At 51.4% G+C, this 23,697-nt stretch carries 14 protein-coding genes; 6 read left to right on the top strand and 8 right to left on the bottom strand.

Going from position 1 to position 23,697, the window contains the following annotated elements; translation table 11 throughout:
- Positions 1–799: 799 nt before the first annotated feature.
- Complete coding sequence (locus ABD920_RS22735; RefSeq protein WP_345162680.1) at positions 800–7,762, top strand: PKD-like domain-containing protein; 6,963 nt, start codon at positions 800–802, stop codon at positions 7,760–7,762.
- Positions 7,763–8,303: 541 nt separating this feature from the next.
- Positions 8,304–9,119: a tellurite resistance TerB family protein gene (locus ABD920_RS22730; RefSeq protein ID WP_345162678.1), complete on the top strand. Its 816-nt coding sequence runs from the start codon at positions 8,304–8,306 to the stop codon at positions 9,117–9,119.
- 35 nt (positions 9,120–9,154) lie between these two features.
- On the opposite strand, the gene ABD920_RS22725 is transcribed toward ABD920_RS22730, so the two are convergent.
- Positions 9,155–9,751: a DsbA family oxidoreductase gene (locus ABD920_RS22725; protein ID WP_345162676.1), complete on the bottom strand. Its 597-nt coding sequence runs from the start codon at positions 9,749–9,751 to the stop codon at positions 9,155–9,157.
- A 122-nt stretch (positions 9,752–9,873) separates the two neighbouring features.
- Between ABD920_RS22725 and ABD920_RS22720 the strand changes: the two genes are divergently transcribed.
- Positions 9,874–11,058: a serine hydrolase domain-containing protein gene (locus tag ABD920_RS22720; RefSeq protein WP_345162674.1), complete on the top strand. Its 1,185-nt coding sequence runs from the start codon at positions 9,874–9,876 to the stop codon at positions 11,056–11,058.
- 201 nt (positions 11,059–11,259) lie between these two features.
- On the top strand, positions 11,260–12,423 hold the full coding sequence (locus ABD920_RS22715) for an MFS transporter (protein WP_345162672.1): 1,164 nt from the start codon (positions 11,260–11,262) through the stop codon (positions 12,421–12,423).
- A 196-nt stretch (positions 12,424–12,619) separates the two neighbouring features.
- On the opposite strand, the gene ABD920_RS22710 is transcribed toward ABD920_RS22715, so the two are convergent.
- Positions 12,620–15,892: an amidohydrolase family protein gene (locus ABD920_RS22710; RefSeq protein ID WP_345162669.1), complete on the bottom strand. Its 3,273-nt coding sequence runs from the start codon at positions 15,890–15,892 to the stop codon at positions 12,620–12,622.
- 245 nt (positions 15,893–16,137) lie between these two features.
- On the opposite strand from ABD920_RS22710, the gene ABD920_RS22705 reads away from it, so the two are divergent.
- A complete protein-coding gene (locus ABD920_RS22705; protein ID WP_345162666.1) occupies positions 16,138–16,875 on the top strand; it encodes an SDR family oxidoreductase in 738 nt (245 codons plus the stop codon).
- A 69-nt stretch (positions 16,876–16,944) separates the two neighbouring features.
- Here ABD920_RS22705 and ABD920_RS22700 read toward each other — a convergent pair whose 3' ends face one another.
- The 6 genes from ABD920_RS22700 to rpsF all read right to left on the bottom strand — a co-directional run bounded on the left by ABD920_RS22700 (position 16,945) and on the right by rpsF (position 21,782).
- Positions 16,945–19,008, bottom strand: a complete 2,064-nt coding sequence (locus ABD920_RS22700; protein WP_345162664.1) for a thioredoxin domain-containing protein — start codon at positions 19,006–19,008, stop codon at positions 16,945–16,947.
- 106 nt (positions 19,009–19,114) lie between these two features.
- On the bottom strand, positions 19,115–19,474 hold the full coding sequence (locus tag ABD920_RS22695) for a hypothetical protein (RefSeq protein WP_345162662.1): 360 nt from the start codon (positions 19,472–19,474) through the stop codon (positions 19,115–19,117).
- Between the two features lie 70 nt (positions 19,475–19,544).
- Positions 19,545–20,522 carry a GSCFA domain-containing protein gene (locus tag ABD920_RS22690; RefSeq protein ID WP_345162660.1) on the bottom strand — a complete coding sequence of 326 codons (978 nt, stop codon included), beginning with the start codon at positions 20,520–20,522 and terminating at the stop codon, positions 19,545–19,547.
- 184 nt (positions 20,523–20,706) lie between these two features.
- Positions 20,707–21,150 carry a 50S ribosomal protein L9 gene (rplI, locus tag ABD920_RS22685; protein ID WP_345162658.1) on the bottom strand — a complete coding sequence of 148 codons (444 nt, stop codon included), beginning with the start codon at positions 21,148–21,150 and terminating at the stop codon, positions 20,707–20,709.
- A 12-nt stretch (positions 21,151–21,162) separates the two neighbouring features.
- Positions 21,163–21,414 (bottom strand): 30S ribosomal protein S18, encoded by a 252-nt coding sequence (rpsR, locus tag ABD920_RS22680; RefSeq protein ID WP_161889224.1) that lies wholly within the window; start codon positions 21,412–21,414, stop codon positions 21,163–21,165.
- Positions 21,414–21,782 (bottom strand): 30S ribosomal protein S6, encoded by a 369-nt coding sequence (rpsF, locus tag ABD920_RS22675; protein ID WP_345162655.1) that lies wholly within the window; start codon positions 21,780–21,782, stop codon positions 21,414–21,416. The genes rpsR and rpsF overlap by 1 nt, the downstream gene beginning before the upstream one ends.
- A gap of 539 nt (positions 21,783–22,321) precedes the next feature.
- Here rpsF and ABD920_RS22670 point away from each other — a divergent pair.
- Entirely contained in the window at positions 22,322–23,656 is a 1,335-nt protein-coding gene (locus ABD920_RS22670; protein WP_345162653.1) for a c-type cytochrome, read from the top strand.
- The last annotated feature ends 41 nt before the right edge of the window (positions 23,657–23,697 follow it).

Raw genomic sequence — 23,697 nt, 5'->3', positions numbered from 1 at the left:
TTTCATATAAAGTGCTTTCGGCACAGGAGTATAGTATACTTTATATATAAAGTTGAATCGTTGTGTGGAAATACATGTGACACCTGTTTAAGAGAGAGCAGCGATAGCTGTTCTTTAGGTTTTCTGTGCCTTCAGCTTAAGGCTTACCAAGACTGAATTGCAGGTGAATCAGTCAGATCCTGCCATGAAGGGATAGCTGGTGTCAAGACAATTCTCTATTCAGGAGGTTAGGGGAGTTTTTTTAACTTTTAAGCGCAGGAGTATCTGAATGACAGAAGATGGCTCGGATTGCTGCTATAGGTAAAATATATCTTATTTTATTTACGTAAGAAGCTCGCCAATAAAACAGTAATATGCCTCTTTTACAATACTTTATGAATTAAGGTGTTTTTAATTGCATGATTTTGCAGTATTTTTTTACTCTTTGTTGTAACAAAATTAATTTTTGAAGGTACATGTACTCTAATAGCTAAGTTTTATATATAAAAAGTTAAATATAGCTTGGTTAGACTATCGTGAAAGCTCAAAATATTAATGATAAACTTTAAAATGTGGTTTTGTCGCAACAAACATTACTTGAACTCGCCCTCTTTTCCGCCTAACTAACCTGGATAGATAGCCTCTATACCTGCCAGTAATGTAATAAGTGTCCTTTGATAAAGGCAAAAATTACATTACCAGTCCTTTTTGTGCCCTTACGTGAAGCTGTTCATTGCTTTTGTTTTATCTGATAAGCTTAAAGTTCTATCAAACCCTGACATAACAAGCTTTTAAACCCAAACCTATTAACCCTGTTTTTATGCAAAAGAATTTTACAAAATTGATTGCTCATTTTCTGAGTACGAAGAGGTACACTGTTCCGGCAGGTGCCTTCTTATTGTTTCTGGCGACCTCGCTTTATGTGTGGGCTACAATTTTTCCTGCACCAGTTGATCGTAGTGCTACTGTAGACCAAGCAGCCAATGGAGCTTCTCCCGCATTTGTCTCTATTGGTAATGTGGTGATAAACGAAGAAGGCGGAAAAGACTTTGATACAAATAGCTTTGTAATCAGAACTAATGGTAACTGGAGGTTTGACCCCAGCAGTGCGACTACTGTAGCATTAAGCAGTTCAGGAGGTAACATAGTTAGTGGTAGAATTATTAGGCCGTCCGTATCTTCTGACAATAAGACACTTACTTTCGGTATCACATATGATAATAATGGTAATAGTAATGAAACCATTACTATTAGTGGGATTCAAGTGCAGCCTATTAGTGGTGCTGTTGCCCTTCCTTCAGCAGGTACCGTCTTTATAGAAACCAATAACAAAGTTTTAGGATTAGGAAGTGACAGGACTGTTGCTAACCTGACGATGACACACGGTGCTGCAAGAAAACTTGCTTTTGTTACACAGCCATCTACTGTGGAAACAGGTTCAGCAATCACACCAGCACCTCAGGTAGTTATTCAGGATCAATTTAACAACACAGTAACTAATGCTACAAACACCGTCACGCTTACCAGAGCTGCCAATGCTTCCTTAACCGGAGCGCTTACACCTGGTACAGCTACCATATCGAATGGTATAGTTACCTTCACAGGTGCAAGCATCAATGCAGCAGGAGTTGGCTATCAATTAGTTGCTTCAAGCAGTGGGTTAACCGCCGCAACCAGCACAGCTTTTACAGTAAACAATAAGCAGCCAGTTATAAGCGCTGTAAGCGGTTGTTTATCCATTGGAGACCCTGATACAGAAGTCATCATCACAGGTCAAAATTTTGTCTCTGGGGCAGCAGTTACCTTCGGAGGGGTTGCAGCAAGTTCAGTAACTGTTAATAGCGCAACCACTATAACAGCAGTAATACCATCGTCTGCATTTACTACTTCTGGAAGTAAGAGTGTAATTGTTACAAACCCTCTTCCTGCCAGCAGCAATGGCGTATCTGCAGCATTTGCAAAATCAGTTACAGCACTCTTTTCACGTCCTATCAATGGGCCAAACTCAATCTGCGGAAGTACATCAAATTCTACTGCATTCACTATTGAAACCGGACCAAATATTGACTCCTATCTTTGGACTATAGTCTCCGGAGATGCATCAATAGCCTCAGGTGAAACGTCTGGAAACCCTCGTATTAATTTTGGGGAGCCGGGAGAAGTTGAACTTTCAGTAGTATCTTATAATGTTTGCGGCAAACCAAGTCCTGCAGTTACTAAGACCATCACGGTTAATGCAAGGCCTGATGTTTTACTTAGTGCCAGCAAAATAGCTATCTGTGCGGGCGAGACAGTGCAATTGTCAGCAAGTGGAGCAGATTCTTATGTGTGGTCTGGTACAGGTGTTGCCGCCGGTACAACAGGTAGTAGCATTGATGTCACTCCAACTACAACTACTACTTATACTCTTACAGGTAGTAATGCATATACCTCAGGTACTACTACAATTAATTGCCCTACCACACGAACTGTAACTATCACCGTAACACCTGCACTTTCACAAGGTGCTATAACTGCTGGTAACACACAGCTTTGCCAGAATGGGGCATCTACAACGCTAACAGCTACAGTTTCCGGCGGTGGTACTGCTACAAGATCCTTTATATGGGAAGAGAGTGTAACCGGTGATGAAGGTGCCTGGTCTCAGGTGGCTACCTCAGCTACTTATTCCCCTTCAACTGCTACAGCCGGTACAATATACTACCGCAGAACTGTAAGTGCAGGTGCGTGTACAGTAGTTTCAAATCCTATAGCAATTACTGTTACACCAGCCATTGAGGATAACACTATTAACACACAAGATCAAAATGTTTGCTCCGGCTTTGATATTGCGTTACTGGATGGTGCAACAGCTGTTGCAGGTAGTCAGGAGGTAACATATGTTTGGGAGCAAAGTTCTACAGGAAATGGCAACTGGACACCTGCTGTTGGTGCCAACGGTAACACCGGAGAGGACTTACAGCCTGAAGCCAGAACCGTAACAAGTGCAAGCACTACATTCTACCGAAGAAAAGTTACATCCGGAAACTGCGAATCCTATAGCAATATAGTTTCAGTTAAAGTTAATCCGGCACCTACCGCAACAATTACACAAGGCCAGTTTACATACTTCTGTTCGCCTGGTACGGCCTTGTTGTCTGCTGCAGAGGTTGCCGGCGCTTCTTACAAGTGGTTTAGAGCTGAATCCGGTGGCCCAGTAGAAGTAGCGGATACCAGAATAACTAATGTAGGCGTTGTCGGAACATATTATGTAGTGGTAAAGTACGATAATACAACCTGTGAAAGTACATCAGCTACTATTTCAGTACAGGAAACAGTGGTTGGTAACAATATTGTTGGTATCGATAATGGTAATCAGGAGGTATGTTACAATGCTGTGCCTGCAGAAATTGTTGGTAGCGAAGCAACATCAAGCGTAGGTCCGATTACATATCAGTGGGAAGTGAGTGAAGATAATGTAACCTTCACTATTTTGAAAGATGCAACAGGTTTGAATCTTTCCCAAGCCCAGTTAGGTGCGCATACTGCTGACAGATGGTATCGCAGAATAGCTCGTGTCGGTAGCTGTACTAATGTAAGTCCTCAAACAGTTCACATATCAGTAAAACCCGAACTGCTATTAACAAGTGCAAGTGGAGCAACAGTGGTGGAAACTATTTGTAGCGGCACAACCTTTTCTTACACTCCAGCCAGCAACGCGCCAGCCGGTTCTACTTACTCTTGGTCACGCGCCGCGGTTTCGGGTATAAGCAATGCACCAGCCAGTGGTGTAGGAGCAATATCTGAAGAATTGGTCAACACAACATCAATGCCACTTCAGGTTACCTATGTTTACAGGATCACAACTCCAGACAACTGCGAGAGTGCCCTTCAATATGTAAACGTTCGTGTTAACCCAAGCCCTGTATTAAATAATACAACTACGGAAGTAGCAGTTTGCAGCAACGCACCTTTTACTTATACAGCCACAACAGCCACAACAAGTCTGCCAGCCCCTACTTTCGGGTGGACACGTGCGGCTGTGGCAGGTATTGCTAATGCAGCAGCAAGTGGTACAGGAGCTACTATAAATGAAACATTAGTAAACACTACCAGTGCACCTGTAGAGGTAACCTATCTATATACTATAACTTCTAACGGCTGCGCAGGCAGCGAACAGAGTGTAATGGTGACGGTTAACCCGACGCCTACTGTGAACACCATCGCCAACGCCTCCTACTGCAACGGCGCAGCGGGCGCGGCCATTGTCTTCGGCGGTCCAGTGAGCGGGGCCACCTACAGCTGGACCTCCTCGGCTAACGTGGGCTTCGGCTTGAGCGGCACGGGCAACATCGGAGCCTTCACGGCCACCAACACGACAGCGGCACCAGTGGTAGCCACCGTGACGGTGACGCCATCGGCCAACGGCTGCCCGGGCACTCCGCGAACCTTTACCGTGACGGTGAACCCGACGCCGACGGTGAACACGATTGCCAGCAGGACGCTTTGCAACGGGGCGTCGGGCGCGGCCATCAGCTTCGGCAGCCCTGTGGCGGGGACCACCTACAGCTGGACCTCCTCGGCTAACGTGGGCTTCGGCTTGAGCGGCACGGGCAACATCGGAGCCTTCACGGCCACCAACACGACAGCGGCACCAGTGGTAGCCACCGTGACGGTGACGCCATCGGCCAACGGCTGCCCGGGCACTCCGCAAACCTTTACCGTGACGGTGAACCCGACGCCGACGGTGAACACGATTGCCAGCAGGACGCTTTGCAACGGGGCGTCGGGTGCGGCCATCAGCTTCGGCAGCCCTGTGGCGGGGACCACCTACAGCTGGACCTCCTCGGCTAACGTGGGCTTCGGCTTGAGCGGCACGGGCAACATCGGAGCCTTCACGGCCACCAACACGACAGCGGCACCAGTGGTAGCCACCGTGACGGTGACGCCATCGGCCAACGGCTGCCCGGGCACCCCAAGGACATTCACCGTGACGGTGAACCCGAATCAGCCAGTTGCCTTCACTGGAGTGATTGCCAGTACCAATACCTTCTATACAGGTCAGAGCAGTGTTGCATTAACAGCTTTACCAACAGGAGGTGTATTTAGTTCTTCGAAGAGTGGTGCAGTTACTTTGAGCAATGGGATATATTCATTCAACCCTTGCACAGCCGGGCCAGGAACCCATACGATTACATACACCCGCACAACCGGAAGCTGTACAAGTACTGTTTCAAAAACAGTTACCGTAGTACCGTCAACATATACCGTGGTTGTTACAACAAACAACTTCCCGGTTTGTAGGGGGGAGAATACGGATTATACAGCCCAAGTATACCGCGACATCGAAGGGGTTATATATCCTTACATGACGAATGCGCAAGGTCAACCGCTAAATGCTCAAGGCCAGGTAGTAGCTGATGATGAGGACCCTGCTCCAAATCCAGACTATATCAATAACCCGGCATATGTTCCTGCTAACACGCCTGCTATAATCAAGCAGCAAGCCTACAGATTTTTTGAGGCAAAGGTTATTCTTGGCAATGGAGCAAAAGTGAATGAGAATGATGGCCAAGATAGTAAAGTGAATTCATTTACCTATGGATGGACTCGCAGCAAATCGGATGGCAGCAGTATATCAAATGATGCCCGAACCAGAGGCTTTGCAGGACTTTCTGCCACGGATTGGGTAGCGGTTTGGGTAAGCCCTAAGAATCCAGGTACTACTACTTGTTCTGCTAACTTTAATATCCTTTCCAGCAGAATTTACTTTAGCGAGCCAAGAGGATATACTATGACCCTGAGTCCTGTAGCTCCTTGGTGTTATAATCCTACTGATCAAAGCAACGTAACGCTTACGGCAAATTTGGGAGCCTTGTCCGTAGGTTGGGATGCTACTAATGTTAGAGTAGATTGGTATATAAAACGCAGTGGAGTAGCCGATATATTATTGAGGACAACTACTGGTGCGAGTGGCTCTACTATAAGCATTGAAGAACCAAGGAGCAAGTTCCAGAATGGAGATCAGGTTTACCTGAATTATTCTTCAGCCTTTGATACCTTTGCTGATGCCGATTCTAAATGTACTAAGAAGCAAAATCTTACAACTCCCATTACCATTACCATTGACCAGCCTGCTGATATTACAGCGGCTCTTGCAGCACCTGCAGCGATGTGTGAAGCAGGTAGTGTAACCATGAGTGTAAATGCTACGGGTACTAATCTACAGTATGCCTGGTACAAGGCTGGTAGCGCAACACAGCTTGTAAATAGCACAGGTAAGATAAGCGGTGCTACAACAAATGCTATCACTATAGCTAACTTAGCAACAACTGATGCCGGCAACTACTATGTAACTGTAAGTAATGCTGCTTCTTCAGCCTGTGGTGCGACTGAAACATCAAATGAGGTAACTCTGGTGGTTAATCCTTTAACAAGAATAACCGCTCAGCCAATTGCACAAACGCTTTGTGTAGGTCAGGGAGCCTCCTTTAATGTTGCAGCCACCGGAACTAATGTAGCTTACCAATGGCTGAAAGGAGGAAACATAATCAGTGGTGCAACTTCCGCCACTTACTCCATACCAGCGGTGACTACAGCAGATGCAGGAATCTACAGTGTAAGTGTAACTGGTACATGCGGAACTTTAACTTCTGATGCAGTAGCACTCAATGTGAATACGCCGCCTGCCATCACTGCTCAACCTTTAGCACAGAATGTTTGTGCCGGTACGGGAGCTACATTTAATGTAACTGCGACGGGTACAGATATTGCTTACCAATGGTTGAAAGGAGGAATTGTGATTCCTGGTGCAACCGCGAATAGCTACACAATACCTTCTGCAACGGAGGCTGATGAAGCTAACTACAGTGTGCGTATAACTGGTACAAGTGCATGCGGAAGTATCACCTCTGAAGCAGTTGCACTCACAGTTAATCCAATAGCAACGATAATCGCTACCATGGAAGTTAATCCAGATCCTGTCATGGTCAACGAGTCGGCTACTTTCACTGCCTTTACTGACATAAAAGATGGTGTACAAGTAGTGTATGAGTGGTATATAGGGGACGAAGAAACTGGCGCCTGGAGATTAGCAGCGACTAACACTGTTACCTCAAACACCAATTCATTCACTATAGAGTCAGTTGAGGAAGGAGCGTTTAATGCAAGAGTCGATATCAAACCAATGAATGACGGAACCAACTGTTATAATGCGACAAGTGTTGTGACAGGTGAAATCACCCCGCTCCCGGTAGAGATCATCTACCTGAACGCCAGCAAGCAGGGCAACAACGTTTTGCTGGAGTGGGCGACGGCCATGGAGCAGGACAACGCAGGCTTCGAGGTGCAGGTGTCCACGGACGGCTTCACCTACAGGAAGCTGACGTTCGTGCCGGCCAAAAACGGCAACGCCAGCACCAGGCAGGAGTACGCCTTCACTGACAAGGAGAACGGCAAGTTCGGCACCCGCTACTACCGCCTCAAGCAGCTCGACACGAACGGCACGCACGAGTACTTCGGTCCCAAGGCGGTGAGCTTCGGCAGCGTGGCCAGCCAGGTGATCGCCTTCCCTAACCCGTTCCACGACGAGGTGACGCTCGACATCGCCTCCGAGACGGCCGGCGAGGCGCTCATCACGGTGACCGATGCGGTGGGCAAGCAGCTGCTGGTGCGCAGGGTGCAGGTGGAGAAAGGCTTCACCACCGAGAAGCTGCGGCTGGACGCAGGGTTGCCGCGGGGCCTCTACATCATCAAGGCGCAGGTGGGCGGCGTGACCCAGTACATCAAGATGATCAAAGAGTAATTGCATACAAATAACTAATAGGGTTTAACGCTGAAAGAGCCGGGTATTTTACCCGGCTCTTTTGCGTTTTAGTCTTGCTCAGTATCGAATAACAGTATCAGCTGGTTCGTGCGCATCCAATTTTATACACTTACTGGAAATTCTCCTCCGAGGTGGGGTTAGGGGTGGGTTCAAGTTGCGCACAAAATATTGAACAGCTTCATTGCGCATTTTTCAATTGATAATGGTATAAGTTTTAAAGTTGTGATGTTTGAGTTCGGGGTGTGACGCGGATGTTAAGGATGCCCTTTCCTAACTTATTCCTTTTCTCTTGTATCAGAGTGGCCTTCGTTTAGCTTTTCGGCATAGCAGGACTTCATAGAAGACGGCTTTTTATATGCAACTATCTTATATGCCAATAAGTCTAAAACAACTTCTTGCATAAGCTATCAGGATTGCCTGTGTTGATCTGCCCGAAGCCTTTGCTGTAAATGCCTATATACCCTAACCCGCCTTGGTGATAGGCCGTTAATACAAGGCATACATAAACTTATGAAAGCAAATGGAACAGGAACAAACAACCTTACTTAAGGATTACGCTATAGAGGAAAAAGGGGCATATTTTGGGGCGCTGGCCAGCATGGCGTCAGCCGACGGCAAGACATCAGAGGAAGAGCTTGAGTTTCTGAGCCTGCTGGGCGAGGCGGCAGAGCTTCCGGAAAATGTGCAGCAGGAGGTGGTGCAGATCGCCAGGAACCCGTCACAGATCAATGTGCAGAAATGCCTGGATACGCTGAAAGGCAGCCAACTCCGGTTCTCCTTCATCACAGACATCATCAGCTTTGCAAAGGCAGACGGACATTACGCCCCGGAAGAGCAGAAAGAGATACAGCAAATGGCCGATTACCTGGGCGTGAACCAGAAGCAATACAGCATTCTGGAGCAGTTTGTGAACAAGGCCGACGAAGCACAGCAGCAGGGCGAAGACCCGACGTCACAGTCGTTCCTGAACAAGAACGGCTTCGGCGATATGTTTAAAAATGCGGGTATCTCACCGCAAATGGTGCAAGGCATAATCGGCATTGCGGCTCCTTTCGTGATCGCGAAACTCCTGAGCGGCGGCCGCCGCAGGGGCTATGGCGGTGGTATGATGGGCGGCATGGGCGGTGGCTTGCTCGGCGGCCTGTTAGGAGGCGGCATGATGGGCGGTGGCATGGGTGGCGGCATGTACCGCAGCGGCGGCGGGCTCGGCTCCATCATATCTATCCTGGGCGGGCTGAACGGCAGAAAAGGCTATGGTAATGTAAGAAAATCCGGTGGCCTGGGAGGCTTGCTGGGGGGTATATTGGGCGGCCGGCGAGGCGGCTCCGGCTGGTAATTTATTATTTATATAGTAGAGCAGGAATTTGGTGTTTACGCCAATTCCTGCTCTACTATTTTCCGCAGGTCCTCTTCACGCAGCAGACCCTGTATTTTTTTGTTTCCGATGATAAAAGTAGGCACTGCTGTTATGCCAGCTTCCTTATAGGCGTGCTGCAGCGCTTTTTGATGGGCCTCCCTGTATCTGCCTGATTCGATCGCCTCCCTGAACCCCGCCTCCTCCAGCCCTACATCCTTTGCCAGGGTTGCCAGCACGTTTATATCCCCCAGGTCCTGCTCCTCCTGAAAAAAGGCCGTAAACATACGGTGCGTATAGGCCTCTCCCAAACCTTTCTCTCTGGCATACTGATACCCTTCAAAAGCGAGGTGCGTATGTGGCTGCGGCGACACCTTCGGCAACACCATTTTTATACCCAACTGGCTGGCTATCGGGTATACGGAGTTCTGCCAGGTGCTTTGCAGATAATCATCTTCCGGTTTCAGTGTGGGGGTGGGGTATGCACGGAGCTCAAACGGCATCCATTCTACCTGCACCTGGTCTTCCATGCCTTTTAAGGCCCGCTCCAGCACCACTTCCCCGAAGAAGCAGTAAGGGCAAACGAAGTCGGAGTATACCTGTATCTGTACCATATATACGTTCTGTAGTGGTACACATAAGTACCGGTGTGCCTGCAGTAATGTTTTCCTTTTTGTACAAAGAAAAGCTTGCAGCCAAAACTTTGTAAATTGCCTTCCTAAAGCGCATTTTATATATGATTCGGAAATATTTTCTCCTGCTGTTGCTGGGGCTGAGCCAGCTTTCGTGCCAGCAACAGCCCACGCAAACGCATACCACACCGGCTTCGCAACAACTTACAGCTGCTGTATATTACCCGGGCGAGGGAGACGACTGGGAGCGGCGGACGCCGGAACAGGTAGGGCTGGACGCTGCAAAACTGGAAGAAGCTGTCGCCTGGGCCAAAACACAGGAAACGCAGCAGATGGCGAAAGACTTCGCTACGCAGGAAGATATCTTTGGGAAGATGCTCGGCCCTTTGCCCGCCGACAGAGCCAGCACCAACGGCATCATCCTGAAAGACGGCTATATAGTGGCGGAGTGGGGTGACACCGAACAGCCTGACCCCACCTACAGCGTAGCCAAAAGTTTCCTCTCCACTATTCTTGGCCTGACCCTGGACCGTGGGATGATAAATGACCTACAGGACCCGGTGGTAAAATATATAAAGGACGGCGGCTACGATTCGGAGCAGAATCGGAAGGTGACCTGGGAGCACCATGCCCGGCAAACCTCGGAGTGGGAAGGAGAACTCTGGGACAAGAAGCACGATTTTGTGGGCGCCGCGGAATATGGGCGCGGGGAGCGAAAGCCGCGTGAACTGCAGGAGCCCGGCACCTTTTACGAATATAACGATGTGCGCATTAACCGGTTGGCATTGTCGCTGCTGCGCCTCTGGGAAAAGCCGCTGCCCGAGGTGCTGGAAGACGAGATCATGGACCCGATTGGTGCCTCTGACTCCTGGGAATGGGTGCCTTACCGCAACTCCAATGTTGTGATCAACGGCAAGGAGATGCCATCCGTGAGTGGCGGCACGCGCTGGGGCGGCGGCCTTTGGATCAGCACCCGAGACGAAGCCCGCTTCGGTTACCTGTTCCTGCGCAACGGCCGCTGGAAAGACAAGCAACTGGTTTCGGAGGCGTGGGTGCAGGAAGCAACCACAAAACGAGGTCTCGTTGGGCCGGATTACGGCTACCTCTGGTGGCTGAACACCGGAGGGGAAGCGTGGCCAGGCGCTCCTACAACCAGTTACGCCGCTTTGGGTGCGGGCCAGAACACTATATGGGTGGATCCGGAGCACGATATCGTGGTGGTGTGGCGCTGGCACGATGGCAAGCAGGACGAGCTTATCAAGCGGGTGCTGGCAGCGGTGATCAGGTGAAGGATTGTCAGGTAGCCTATAGGAGCCGCCAGAATTATCCTGTTTACTATGTAAAAACCATCTTTGCAACGGGTTTGGCAACGAGCCCCCATATACATCTTTTACATTTACTTTACAGGTGCTTTAGCAGCTGTGCTTTTAAAGTTCTTAATTTTGCGGTTTGCCAGTTTGGCACATCTGCAAAACGCTTTTATATATAGAATGCTCTCTTCCACATCAGTTCAAAATCAGCCGAGGCGGGTGCACCGGCTGGCCGTTGGCTGCTTCTTTTCCCTGCAGGGACTCTCCTTTGCCAGCTGGGGCTCCCGCATCCCTACCATCCAACAGCAAATGGGTTTGTCGGAAACTGCGTTGGGCGGGGTGCTGCTGGCACTACCTTTAGGCTTGCTGCTCTCACTGCCGCTGGCCGGGTGGATGATCGCGAAAGTCGGAAGCCGCAGCGTCCTGCTGGCTGCAGGTGTCTTATACTGCGCAACGCTGGTGGCCATTGGCTACGCCACAAGCCCTTTGCAACTGGTAATGGCCTTGTTTGTGTTTGGCTTTGGCGGGAATCTGATGAACATCTCCGTGAATACGCAGGGGGTGGGCGTGGAGGCTTTATACCAAAAATCCATTATGGCTTCTTTCCATGGGTTGTGGAGCCTGGCCGGATTTACCGGTGCCGCGATCGGTACACTGATGATCGGGGAAGGCGTTTCCCCGTTCCATCACTTCCTCCTGATCATGGCCCTCTCTATTGTGGCCATTGCGCTTGCTTCACGCTTTGTGCTGCGCGAAGATGTGAACACGGATGCCGATAAACCTATTTTTGTGATGCCGGATAAATCGCTGATTGACCTGGGAGTTATATGCTTTTTTGCCATGATCTGCGAGGGTGCGATGTTCGACTGGAGCGGTGTGTACTTTAAGAAGGTGCTGGGAGCCGAAAATGCCTGGATCGGCGCGGGCTACACCGCCTTTATGTGCACCATGGCCGGTACCCGCTTTGTAGCCGATTGGTTTACAAGTCGTTTCGGGTTGCAGCGCATCCTGCAGGCAAGCGGCGTCCTGACCGCATCAGGTTTGCTTATTGCCGTCCTTTTACCGCATTTGTATACTGCCATTGTGGGCTTCCTGCTGGTTGGAGCCGGTATATCGGCGGTGGTGCCCCTGCTATATAGTGCCGCCGGGAAATCGAAAGTGATGTCGCCGGGCGTGGCACTGGCCGCCGTGTCTACCATCGGCTTCTTTGGTTTCCTCATCGGGCCGCCGCTCATCGGGTTTATCGCGGGTGCCACCAGCCTGCGCATTTCATTCACAGTAATAGCCGTGATGGGGCTAAGCATTGCGGTAGTTGCGACTAGATCCAAATCGATCGCTTCGTAGGATCAGTATTAACTCGCAGCGTGCGCAACTCCCGCGAGCGTCTGATTTGCTTCGAAGCAAAAGCAGCTGTTAACAAATGCTGGCAGGAACTGCGTACGCTGCGAGGTTCTCAAGACAGGCATATATAAACAGCCATATATAAACAGGAGCGCCCCCCAAATGAGGTGGCGCTCCTGTTTATATATGATTTTGCTACTTACTGGCGGCAGGTGCAGTGCTCTCCGGCAATGCCTTCGAAGCGGGTGTTGGTGCCCTCGTGCCAATCAAACGCCGTGGCGTACTTCTCGTTTTCCCACCAGAACTTGCCCGGCTTCTTGTCGTAGTTGCCGGTTTCGGCCATTGTGGCGGCATCGTACAGGTGGCCGTTCACCATGGTGTACTGCACGTGCTCTGAGTTCCGGATGTTCTCCAGCGGGTTTTTGTCCAGCACGATCAGGTCAGCCAGCTTTCCTGGTTCCAGCGAGCCAATCTCCTTGCTCATGCCCAGGTATTCAGCCCCGTTCATTGTCGCCGCACGCAATGCCTCATGGTTGGTCATACCGCCCTGCTGCAGCATCCAGAGTTCCCAGTGCGCCCCTAAACCTTGCAACTGGCCGTGTGCTCCCAGGTTTACTTTCACGCCGTTGTCAGTCAGGGCTTTACAGGCCTCCGAGGTTTTGAAGTAGCCGTTCTGGTACTCCTCCTCCGGCACCTGCGTCACGAAGCGGGAGCGGCCATCGATCACAGAGCGCGGCGTGAACTTGAGCAGGCGCTCCTTCTCCCACACGTTCGTGTGCTGGTACCAGTAGTACTCCCCGTTCACGGCACCGTAGTTCACGATGAGGGTTGGCGTGTAGCCGGAGTCAGATGCTTTCCATACCTCTATCACGTCCTTGTAAAGCGGTGCCACCGGAATGTTGTGCTCCACGCCGGTATGGCCGTCCAATACCATGGTCATGTTGTGGAAGAAGGTGGAACCGCCCTCCGGGTACACGCTCATATCCAGTTCGCGGGCCGCCTGAATGACCTGCTGGCGCTGCTCGCGGCGTGGCTGGTTGTAGCTCTTCACCGAGAAGCCTCCCACTGCCTTGAGGCGGCGCAGGTGCGAGCGGGCATCGTCGAGGCTGTTGATCACGGCTTTGAAATTGCCATCAGCGCCATATAAAATGGTACCGGTAGAGTAGATGCGCGGACCGATCATCGCACCCGACTTCACCGCCTCCGACTGGCTGAACACCATTTCTGTTGTGGAAGAAGGATCGTGGGTGGTGGTGACGCCGTAAGCGAGGTTGGCATAATAGGACCACTGTTTCTGCGGGCTCATGCCTAACCGGAACGTGCCCATATGCGCGTGCACGTCTATGATGCCCGGCATAATGGTTTTGCCGTTCGCGTTGATCACTTTGGCGTCCTTCGGCACCTGCACGTCTTTTCCGACGGCCACGATGCGGTTGCCGTCCACGACCACGGTGCCGCCTTCAATTACCTCATCGCCTTTCATGGTGATGATACGGGCGTTCGTAAAGGCCACTTTGCCTTCCGGAATGTTGGTTTTCAGCATCAGCCCGATCTTCGTGCCGGTGGTGTCGATGGTAGGAAGGGTATCCGGCGCACCCGGTACAAAGGCAAACCGGTTTTTCAGGTCGTTCGAGAAATACTCGTCGCCCAACACCCAGTTCACTTTCTTGCTGTCCGAGGACCAGTGGATGCTGGTGCCGGCGTCGCGGGTGAAGCGGGCAACCGGAACGGCTTTTGTCTCAGCGCTCAGCTCCAGACCGGCCCCGTTGTCAGAGAACGGCGCGATATAGCCGTTAAACAGCTCCACAAAAGCGATCCACTTGTTGTCAGGGCTAGGGTAGAACTGGTCGGTGTAGGTGGAGGTGTAGTGCGTCCGCTCATTTTTGCCGTTCAGGTCAATGCTCTTGAAGGCGTATTTATCACCGGCACGGCCCGTGAAGAAAATGCGGTCGGAGGTGGCGCTGAACTGCGGCGAAGAACCGTTCTTCTGCACCAACGTAGCTTTACCACCGTCGGCAGGTATATAATAAATGCCTTTCTCGTTGCTGTGCGCGTAGCCCTGGTGGTTGTTGCCGCCCTCGCGGGTATACACGATGTACTTACCGTTTGGCGAGAATACCGGCTCGTTGTAAAAGCCTTTCTCGGTGTTCAGCTTGGTTGGCTTTGCGTTCTTCCTGCGGAGGTCCAGTTTATACAGGCTGCTGAAGTTCTCGTCGTTCCAGGTGGTATACACAATCGATTTACCGTCTGGCGAGAAGGATGGGTAGAACTCAAAGTCCTGGCCCTTGGTAAGGCGCTCCGGCTTTCCGTTGGGCAATTCCTTTTTGTATATATAACCGGCCGCGTTAAACACCAGCGTCTTGCCGTCTGGGGAAGTAACGGCGTGGCGGATGGCTTTGGCTGTAAACTGCTTCGGCGACAAGCCTTCTTTGCTGTGGTCGTGGCGCACGGCGTCCGTAATCTGGTGCGTGGCTGTCGCCTCAAACGGGATGTTCGTTACCTGCTTGCTGGCCACGTCCACTTTGTTGATCTTGCCGCCGGCCCAGAAAACGATCTGCTTGTTGTCCGGTGTCCAGGAGAAGTAGGGGTAGAGGCCGAAAACTGCCCAGGCTTCCTGCTGGTCGTGGTTGAGGTTATCATATATAGGCCATTCTTCGCCGGTCTTCAGGTCGTGCACAAACAGCACCGACTTAGTGCGTACGCGCCGCACGAAGGCCATCTGCTTGCCGTCGCGGGAGATCACCGGGCGCACAGAGCCACCGTTTCCGGTCACCACATTCTCGATCTCTCCTGTGTTACGGTCTACGCGGCGAATCACGTAGATCTGGCCGTTCGGGTCTTTGTTGTACTCAAACGTGGAGCCGCCGCTCATATCCTCCGAAAAGTAGATATACTTCCCGTCAGGTGAGGCAACAGGCTCCCCGGCGTCCTGCTGGTCGTTTTTGCGCTTGGTGAGCTGCACGCCCGTTCCGCCGGTGCGGTGGTACATCCACATCTCGCCGGCGCCCAGCGAGCGGGTGTTGGTGAAGTGCTTGCGGGCCACGAGGTATTCGCCGTCGGGGGTCCAGACCGCGTTGTTCAGCAGCCGGAAGCTCTCGTTCGTGATCTGCTTGGCCTCAGAGCCATCGCGTTTCATGACCCAGATGTTGTCGCCGCCGCCGGCATCCGAGGTGAAGGAGATATACTGGCCATTCGGGCTGAAGCGGGGCTGCACCTCGTACGCGCGGCCGCTGCGCAAGAGCTTCGCCTTACCGCCAGAAGCTGGCATGATGTAAAGGTCGCCGAGCATGTCGAAGATGATCTCCTTGCCGTCCGGGCTCACGTCCACGCTCATCCAGGTGCCTTCGGTGGTGGTAACGGTCACTTCTTTCTGCGGGCCGTGCTGGGCTTCCACGTTCCACTTCGCTTCTTCTTTTTTGTCCTGCGCCTGCGCCTTGCCTAAAGGGAGGGCCAGCGCTGCGGCCAGTAACATACTCAGATAAGTACGTTTATTCATGTGAGGTGTAAGGTAAAGGGTTCGTTATGATCCTCAAATTTAAGCATTCGGGGCCATAATGTGAAGCGCTATATTCCAGCGACTAAAAGTGTAGGGTATATGATCAGAACAGAAACCCCAGGGCCATAGTTTGGAGTACAAACGTTAGAGCTAAGCAAAGGCAAGCATAATCTAAACACGGTGGCGGGGATATCATATCACACTTAAGATAAAGGAGAAACATGAAGTTAGCAGGAAATACCATACTGATTACAGGAGGTGCCACAGGCATTGGTTTTGCCTTGGCGGAGCGTTTTTTGCGGGCCGGGAGCGAGGTGATTATTTGCGGCAGAAGGGAAGACAAGCTGCAGGAGGCCAAAGCGAAATGCCCGGGCCTACACACCCGCACATGCGATGTGGCGGACGATGGGGAGCGTGTGGCGTTATTTGAATGGGCAACAAGGGAGTTCCCAAAACTGAATGTGCTGGTGAACAATGCCGGCATTCAGCGGAGGGTACGCTTTCTGGAGGACCAGGAGCCTTGGGCGGTGCGGCGGCAGGAGATTGCCATCAACGTGGAGGCGCCTATCCATTTGTCAGCACTGTTTATACCGCATCTGCGGCAGCAGGAAAACGCAGCCATTCTGAATGTATCCTCGGGATTGGCTTTTACACCCGGTACTTTCGCAATGGTTTACAGTGCCACCAAAGCAGCGCTCCATGCTTTTACGATGACGCTGCGCCATGAACTAGCCAACACCAGTATCCAGGTAGTCGAAATAGTGCCGCCCGCCGTTGACACGGACCTGGGAGGGGTGGGCATTCATACCATGGGCGTGCCGGTAGACGAATTTGCCGACAACATCCTGCAACGCATCGTGGCCGGTGAACTGGAAGTAGGGTATGGCCGGTCTGAGAAAGCGCGGCTGGCGAACCGGGATGAGATTGATGAGACGGTGCGAAGGATGAGCGCGCTGTAAATCAGATGAGGCGCTTCCTCTATATAAACAGGGGAGATCTACTTCTGCCCTGTTTATATAGAGGGGTGTTTAGAGCGGTGGGAATTTAGTTTTCTGCTGCATGCCCTGTAGCTGCTCCAGTGCGGCGGCGGCGTTGTGCACCGGCAACTGGCAGGTTTTGTTGTAGCAGACGTAGATGGTGGTCTTCCCATCCAGCGCCACTTTATCCTCCAGCAAAGCCAGCTTGCTTTGGCCGTTGCTGGTGCCCAGCAGGATCATGTTGGGGATATAAAACGCGCTGAGCTCATCCCGCATCCGGGCGGCTTCCTTGCCTGAAATCGCGACTTCTGCGGTTGGCGTGAGTTTGTGGAAGTACAGCGTGGCCCAGTTGCTCAGGTGTGAGGGTTCTTTCACCAGCAGGTCCTTCACCTTTGCCAGCATTTCGTTGGAGAGGGATATATAGCGGTCTTCATCAAAGTACAGCCCGAGGAAGTGCAGGTTGGTGGCCATCACGGAGTTAGAGGCAGGCGTCACATTGTCGATGATCTCCTTTTTGCGGGCAATGAGTTTCTCCGAGCTCTGGTCGGTGAAAAAGAACAGGCCCTCTCCCTCGTCAAAAAAGTGCTCCAGCGTGTAGTCCGTCAGCTGCTTCGCCTGCTGCAGCCACTGCTCGTCAAAGGTTACTTCATATAACCGGGTGAAGGCACGGATAAGGTACGCATAATCTTCCAGGAACCCGTCTATGGTAGCTTTGCCTTGCTTGTAGTTATGGTACAGTTTCTCACCTCTCTTCAGGTTCTGAAGCAGGAAGTTAGCGTTGCGCAGCGCCAGGTCCAGGAAGTGGTCGTTGCCGAAAACATAGTAGGCATCGGCCAGCCCTTTCAGCATCAGGGCATTCCAGGAGGTGAGTATTTTGTCATCCAGCCCTGGCCTGATGCGTTTGGCCCGCACCTCCATGAGTTTGTTCTTCCAGTTTTGCACCATGTCCTGCAGCACCTCTACCTCCAGCTCATGCGCTCTGGCAAACTCCTCGTCGCTGGTGCGGCGGTGCAGGATATTGCGGCCATGCTCGAAATTGCCTGCCGCCGTGGCGTGGTAGTACTTGGAAAAGAGCGGCTCCTCGCTGCCGAGTATCTCGTGCAGCTCGTCTTTCGTGAAGGTGTAAAATTTGCCTTCCTCGCCTTCGCTGTCCGCATCCAGCGAAGAATAGAAGCCGCCTTCCGGGCTCATCAGCTCCCGCTCCACAAACCGGATAGTTTCATATACCACCTCATGGTACAATGTTTCACGTGTAGCCTGATACGCCTCGGCATATAAGGTTACCAACTGGCCGTTGTCGTAGAGCATTTTCTCGAAGTGCGGCACCAGCCACTCGGCATCCACAGAGTAACGGGCAAAGCCGCCGCCGATCTGGTCGTAGATGCCGCCGTAGGCCATCTCGCGCAGCGTCAGGTTCACCTGGTTCAAAGCGGTCTGGTCGGAGGTGTGGTGGTGGTAGCGCAGCAGGAACAGGTAGTTGGTGGGCATCGGGAACTTGGGCGCCTGCCCCAGCCCACCCAGCTTCCGGTCGAAGCGGGTGCTGAAGTTATAGCCCATCAGCTTGAAGTCGTCTTCGCGCACATGGAAGTTGCTTTGGCCAAGGCCATACTTCTCCAGCTCGCTCCGGTTAAGGTGCTCCACAAACTGCTCCGCCGACTTGTCCAGTTTCTCCCTGTCTTTCTGGTAAGCCTCGGCGATATTCTGCAGCAGGCCCACCCATTGCTTTGGCGGGAAGTAGGTACCGCCATAAAACGGCTTGGCCTCGGAGTTCAGGAAAACGTTGAGCGGCCAGCCACCCTGCAAACCCATGGCATGCACGGCATCCATATATACCGCATCCACATCCGGGCGCTCCTCCCGGTCTACTTTGATGCACACGAAGTGCGCGTTCATCACCGCCGCTATCTCCTCCTTCTCAAACGACTGGTGCTCCATCACATGGCACCAATGGCAGGCGGCATAGCCAATGCTCACCAAAATGGGCTTGTCCTCCTGCCTGGCCTTCTGCAGCGCCTCCTCGCCCCACGGGTACCAGTCCACGGGGTTGTGGGCGTGCTGCAGCAGGTACGGGCTGCTTTCGTTCAGGAGGCGGTTGGGTTTTCTGTCTTCTGCCATGGTTGTCTGGTGGTTGTGCCGGCTGTGTCCGGTGGAGGTGGTTGTCAGTTATATTGGTTTCAAATGTAAAAAGGCATACAGGAGATTAGCCTGGCTGTGGCGAAGCCTATTGCTTTTTATAGGCTGTTCCTGTTTCCTTGATAGGCTCCAAGGTAATCTTCATAGTAGCCACATGAAAGGAGTATTTTGTTTCGGGATCCACTATCTTATCATAAGCAGCATAATAGCGCAGGCCGGTTTCAGGGTCTTCCATATATCCGGCTACATCAAGCGAGGGCATGGGAGCCGGAGGGTTGCCAGGCTCGGGTTTGGCGATAGGCATTCTCGGCTCTATATGCCGGGGATGCGTGGCTATATAGGTTTGCAGCTTCCCTAAGAAGATGCTCAGGTCGTTGACAGGTGCCTGCGCGTTCGCATCGAAAAGCGTTACGAGGGACAGTAAGAAACAGAGAAGTAGCGTTTTCATTGGCATTGGTATAATCTATATATACTGCCGGATACAAGCCTTAGTTTTACGCACCAGCCAGCTACATTCCCTACAGCAGCTGGTCGCGCAGGGCTTTCTCCTCTGCCGCCGTCTCTATGTTATACTGCGCACCCAATTGCGTGAGTTGCTGCAAGGTGTTTCGCAGGAAGGCCTGGTGCGCCTCCGATTGCGGGTTAAACGGCCTGTGCGCCACAGCACGCCGTATTTTCTGCCACGCGTCCACAAACTGATGGAAGCGCTTGTCATAACAAGCCCCCACAAACTTCTGCCATATATAAGACTCAGCCACTTCTGTCGGGTGAATCATATCCTCTTTGTAAAAGCGGTAGTCGCGGAGGTCGTCCATCATCACCTCGAAAGCAGGAAAGTATTGCACATGGGTACTGGCTTCTGCCAACTCGTGGCACAACACCCGCAGCGTTGCTTTGCTCACAGCGTTTAAGGGAAGCGTTTCCTTTATATGCCGGACAGGGCTCACCGTCAGCAACACGTTCAGTGCCGGGTTAAGCTGTTGGAGCAGGGCGAGCGTCTGCCCGAACGCCTGCCGCATTTCCCCGGTTTGCAGCAGCACGCGCTCAAAGTTCCGGGCAGGCAGCTTGTGGCAGTTCGCAACCACTTTGCCTCCCGCGTGCAGCTTATATGCCACGGCGGTGCCGAAGGTGACAATGAGCAGCGACGCCTGTTGCAGGTAATGCCTGGTTCGCTGCAGCCTTTCCTCTATCTGTTGCAGCAGGTCGTCTTTAGCAGGGGAGGAGAGGGAGGAGTGAAGGTCATAGGCGTACCAGATGCCGTTCTGCTCCACCAGGTGCTGCTCAAAACCGTAGGGCTGGCCGGCAGCGGCCTGTAACAAGAGGCAAACGGAGAGCGGGTTGAAGATCGCTCCGAAGGGGTTCACCAGCGCGTCCACTTTGTTCTGCTGCAGCCGGTCCCCGATCACTTCTGCAAAACAGGAGCCGACCGTCAGTACTTTGTCCTGGAGCGAAAGCTGTAATCCAGTGGGGGCAACCTGTATCTCTGTCCGGAACATGGGGTATATATGGATGAATATATGGTGTGTATACGAAAGAATATGTTGCTGTACCGGGTCCAACCACCCCTGTCCCTCCTGGGTGCGGGGGGGGTTGGAGAAGTCAGCGCCCTTCAAGTATATATAAAAAAAGCGTCCTGCCTTTTGTGGGGCAGGACGCTTGGTCGTAGTCGTTTTGATGCGCTTACTGAGCCACCACGTTAAACTTAACCTGGTGCTTCACCTCTTTGTGCAGGTTGATAGAAGCGGTGTATTCACCGGCAGTCTTCACATCCTGATCGAAAGAAATGCGCTTGCGGTCCACTTCGATACCCTTAGCTTTTAAGGCATCCGAGATCTGAAGGGTAGTTACGGAACCGAATATCTTACCAGTCTCACCAACTTTGGCCGGAATCTCAAGCGTGATGTCACCGATGCTGTTCGCAATCTCCTGGGCATCGTTCTTGATCTTATCGGCTTTGTGGGCAGCCTGGCGGATGTTCTCCGCTACCACTTTCTTGTTTGATTTATCAGCGATAACTGCCAGCCCCTGCGGGATCAGGTAGTTACGGCCATAACCTGGTTTTACAGATACGGTGTCGTTCTTGTAACCAAGGTTTTTTACGTCGTCTTTAAGTATTACTTCCATCTTGTCCCCTCCTTATTTTAAAGAATCTCCAACATAAGGCAAGATCGCGAGGTGTCTTGCTCTGGCAACAGCCTGCGATACTTTGCGCTGGAACTTCAGGCTGGTGCCTGTCAGTCTCCTAGGAAGGATCTTCCCCTGCTCGTTTACAAACTTCAGCAGGAAGTTACCATCTTTATAATCGATATACTTAATTCCGCTCTTCTTGAAGCGGCAGTATTTCTGGCGATTATCTTGCTTGTGTACTCTTTCGTTAACTAAGCTCATTATGCTTTAACCTCCTCTTTTTTTGCTTGTGATTTGAATTCACCGTTTCTTCTGCGCTCGTTGTACGCCACAGCGTGCTTGTCGAGGGCAGTCGTTAAGAAACGAACAACTTTTTCATCACGGCGATAAGCCAGCTCAAGAGCATCGATCACGGTGCCGGGTGCCTTGAATTCAACGAGGTGGTAGAAACCCGTGGATTTCTTCTGGATTGGGTAAGCAAGCTTACGAAGACCCCAGTTCTCTTCGTGAATAATGTCGGCGCCATTTTCCTTAAGCACCTGTCTGAACTTCTCGACCGTTTCTTGCATCTGCACCTCGTTCAAGAGAGGCGTCAGGATGAAGACCGTTTCGTAATTTTTCAATTCCATCGGTTCGATTGTGTATTTAATTTTAGCCTGCAAAGGTATAGGTTAATTATCTTCGAAGCAAATGTTTCACAAGAATTTGCATCTGTGGCTGTTGCCCTTCGCAGACTACAGCCACAGAATAAGCAAGAGATTAAGGTCTTCCTATATATCCTAATGGCTGCTTATATATATAAAGGTGTCAGGCGAACGAAAAACCTTGTACTTTAATGCCTAAAATGTGGCGGAAAACAAGTGCAACCCAGCGCTGTTAAAGTAGAGCAACAGCGGCTGAGATTAAGAACAAAGAAAGGATAAAATATGATAAAAATTATACAAGCAGAAGCTGTAAAAAGCATCCTTTATTTAAAACTGTTCTAAATAAAACAGCCTAAATCAGGGTAAAAACACAATTATATACGCACTTTAACAGCATTTATACGCATGGTTCCACCAGGGGGAAATAATAAACTTATTCTGTTTGAATAATGGAATTCGCATAGTAGATTTGTGGCCGTAAAGTAATTTTACCTCATACTAAACACATACAAGAGATCTTGGCAATGATTAGCTGTATAGTTAAAACAAAAATCAAAGTTTTCCTCGTCTTCTTGTTTGCATTGGTGGTCTCTTTTGGCGCTTATGCCCAGGAGGCCAGCGAGCAGGCAGAAGTGTCTCAAAAGGGAGTGGTGCCGGGGGCTGCGGAAGGAGCCGCGCAAGCTGCAAGTACGGGCGGATTGCCTGTTGATGACGCCGCCATTGTAGAGGCAGGAGATGCGTTATTTAAAAATAACTGTGCCGTTTGTCACTCTGCCGGCTCTGACGTGATCGTGGGACCTGGTTTGCAGGGTGTGAACCAAAGGAGGAGCCAGGAATGGCTGCACAGTTGGATCAGGAACTCGCAGGCGCTCATCCAGTCCGGGGACGCCGATGCCATTGCCGTATATAACGAGTATAACAAGCAGGCAATGCCGTCGTTCAACTTCACTGACGCCGAGATCACCTCTATCCTCACTTACATCGAGGCGTCCGCCTCGGCGGCTGCGGTGCCTGCCACCGTAGGGTCTGATGTGGCGCAGGCTCCGGGTGAGGGTGTGGGTTCAGATGCCATTGGTGCCGTGGGCGGTTACCTCGATATCGTGCTGGTGGTGCTGATCCTGGTGCTGATCGTGCTGGTGGTGACGCTGTTGTTGATCACCTCGGTGCTGAAGAACTACCTGAACACCAATCGCAAGCTGAACGAGTACGACAACGAAGTGGTGAACCAGCGCTTCGACTTCTCCAAGATATATAAATCAAAGGCTGTCCGGACTCTCGTGGTGCTCATCTTTGTGGTGGTGCTGCTGGATCTGACCTGGGATACGGCCATGGGAATCGGCATACAGGAAGGCTACCAGCCTAAACAGCCAATCGCTTTCTCGCATAAGCTGCACGCCGGCGAACACCAGATCGACTGTAACTACTGCCACACCACGGTATATAAAAGCAAGAGCGCCAGCATCCCGTCTGCAAATATCTGTATGAACTGCCACAGCCAGATAAAGAAGGAGTCCCCTGAGATTCAGAAGATATACAAAGCGATCGAGCGCGGCCAGCCGATTGAGTGGGTTCGCATCCACAACCTGCCAGACCTGTCTTACTTCAACCACTCGCAGCACACCCAGGTGGGCGGCATCGAGTGCCAGACCTGCCACGGCCCTATCCAGGAAATGGATGTGGTATACCAGTATTCACCGCTTACCATGGGCTGGTGTATCGATTGCCACCGCGAAACCCCGCTTAACACAGAAGGAAACGGCTATTACGACAAACTGGTGGAATTGCACGAGTCAAGTTCCAAGGGTGCGTTCACTGTTTCGTCGAATGGTGGTACAGAATGCTCTAAGTGTCACTATTAATTAATTCTATTTTAGATAAAGATTCGAGTTTTCTACATATA

It is taken from the genome of Pontibacter saemangeumensis, from assembly GCF_039541895.1.
Classification (GTDB): domain Bacteria; phylum Bacteroidota; class Bacteroidia; order Cytophagales; family Hymenobacteraceae; genus Pontibacter; species Pontibacter saemangeumensis.
This window is presented reverse-complemented; position numbering and strand designations above follow the sequence as displayed.

Excerpts from the sequence above, each read along its gene's own strand:
- ABD920_RS22700 (WP_345162664.1), bottom strand. The coding sequence starts at position 19,008 with ATGGCAGAAGACAGAAAACCCAACCGCCTCCTGAACGAAAGCAGCCCG.
- ABD920_RS22710 (WP_345162669.1), bottom strand. The coding sequence starts at position 15,892 with ATGTTACTGGCCGCAGCGCTGGCCCTCCCTTTAGGCAAGGCGCAGGCG.
- ABD920_RS22725 (WP_345162676.1), bottom strand. The coding sequence starts at position 9,751 with ATGGTACAGATACAGGTATACTCCGACTTCGTTTGCCCTTACTGCTTC.
- ABD920_RS22735 (WP_345162680.1), top strand. The coding sequence starts at position 800 with ATGCAAAAGAATTTTACAAAATTGATTGCTCATTTTCTGAGTACGAAG.
- rpsR (WP_161889224.1), bottom strand. The coding sequence starts at position 21,414 with ATGAGCTTAGTTAACGAAAGAGTACACAAGCAAGATAATCGCCAGAAA.
- ABD920_RS22695 (WP_345162662.1), bottom strand. The coding sequence starts at position 19,474 with ATGAAAACGCTACTTCTCTGTTTCTTACTGTCCCTCGTAACGCTTTTC.
- ABD920_RS22670 (WP_345162653.1), top strand. The coding sequence starts at position 22,322 with ATGATTAGCTGTATAGTTAAAACAAAAATCAAAGTTTTCCTCGTCTTC.
- rplI (WP_345162658.1), bottom strand. The coding sequence starts at position 21,150 with ATGGAAGTAATACTTAAAGACGACGTAAAAAACCTTGGTTACAAGAAC.
- ABD920_RS22715 (WP_345162672.1), top strand. The coding sequence starts at position 11,260 with ATGCTCTCTTCCACATCAGTTCAAAATCAGCCGAGGCGGGTGCACCGG.
- ABD920_RS22720 (WP_345162674.1), top strand. The coding sequence starts at position 9,874 with ATGATTCGGAAATATTTTCTCCTGCTGTTGCTGGGGCTGAGCCAGCTT.
- ABD920_RS22690 (WP_345162660.1), bottom strand. The coding sequence starts at position 20,522 with ATGTTCCGGACAGAGATACAGGTTGCCCCCACTGGATTACAGCTTTCG.
- rpsF (WP_345162655.1), bottom strand. The coding sequence starts at position 21,782 with ATGGAATTGAAAAATTACGAAACGGTCTTCATCCTGACGCCTCTCTTG.
- ABD920_RS22705 (WP_345162666.1), top strand. The coding sequence starts at position 16,138 with ATGAAGTTAGCAGGAAATACCATACTGATTACAGGAGGTGCCACAGGC.
- ABD920_RS22730 (WP_345162678.1), top strand. The coding sequence starts at position 8,304 with ATGGAACAGGAACAAACAACCTTACTTAAGGATTACGCTATAGAGGAA.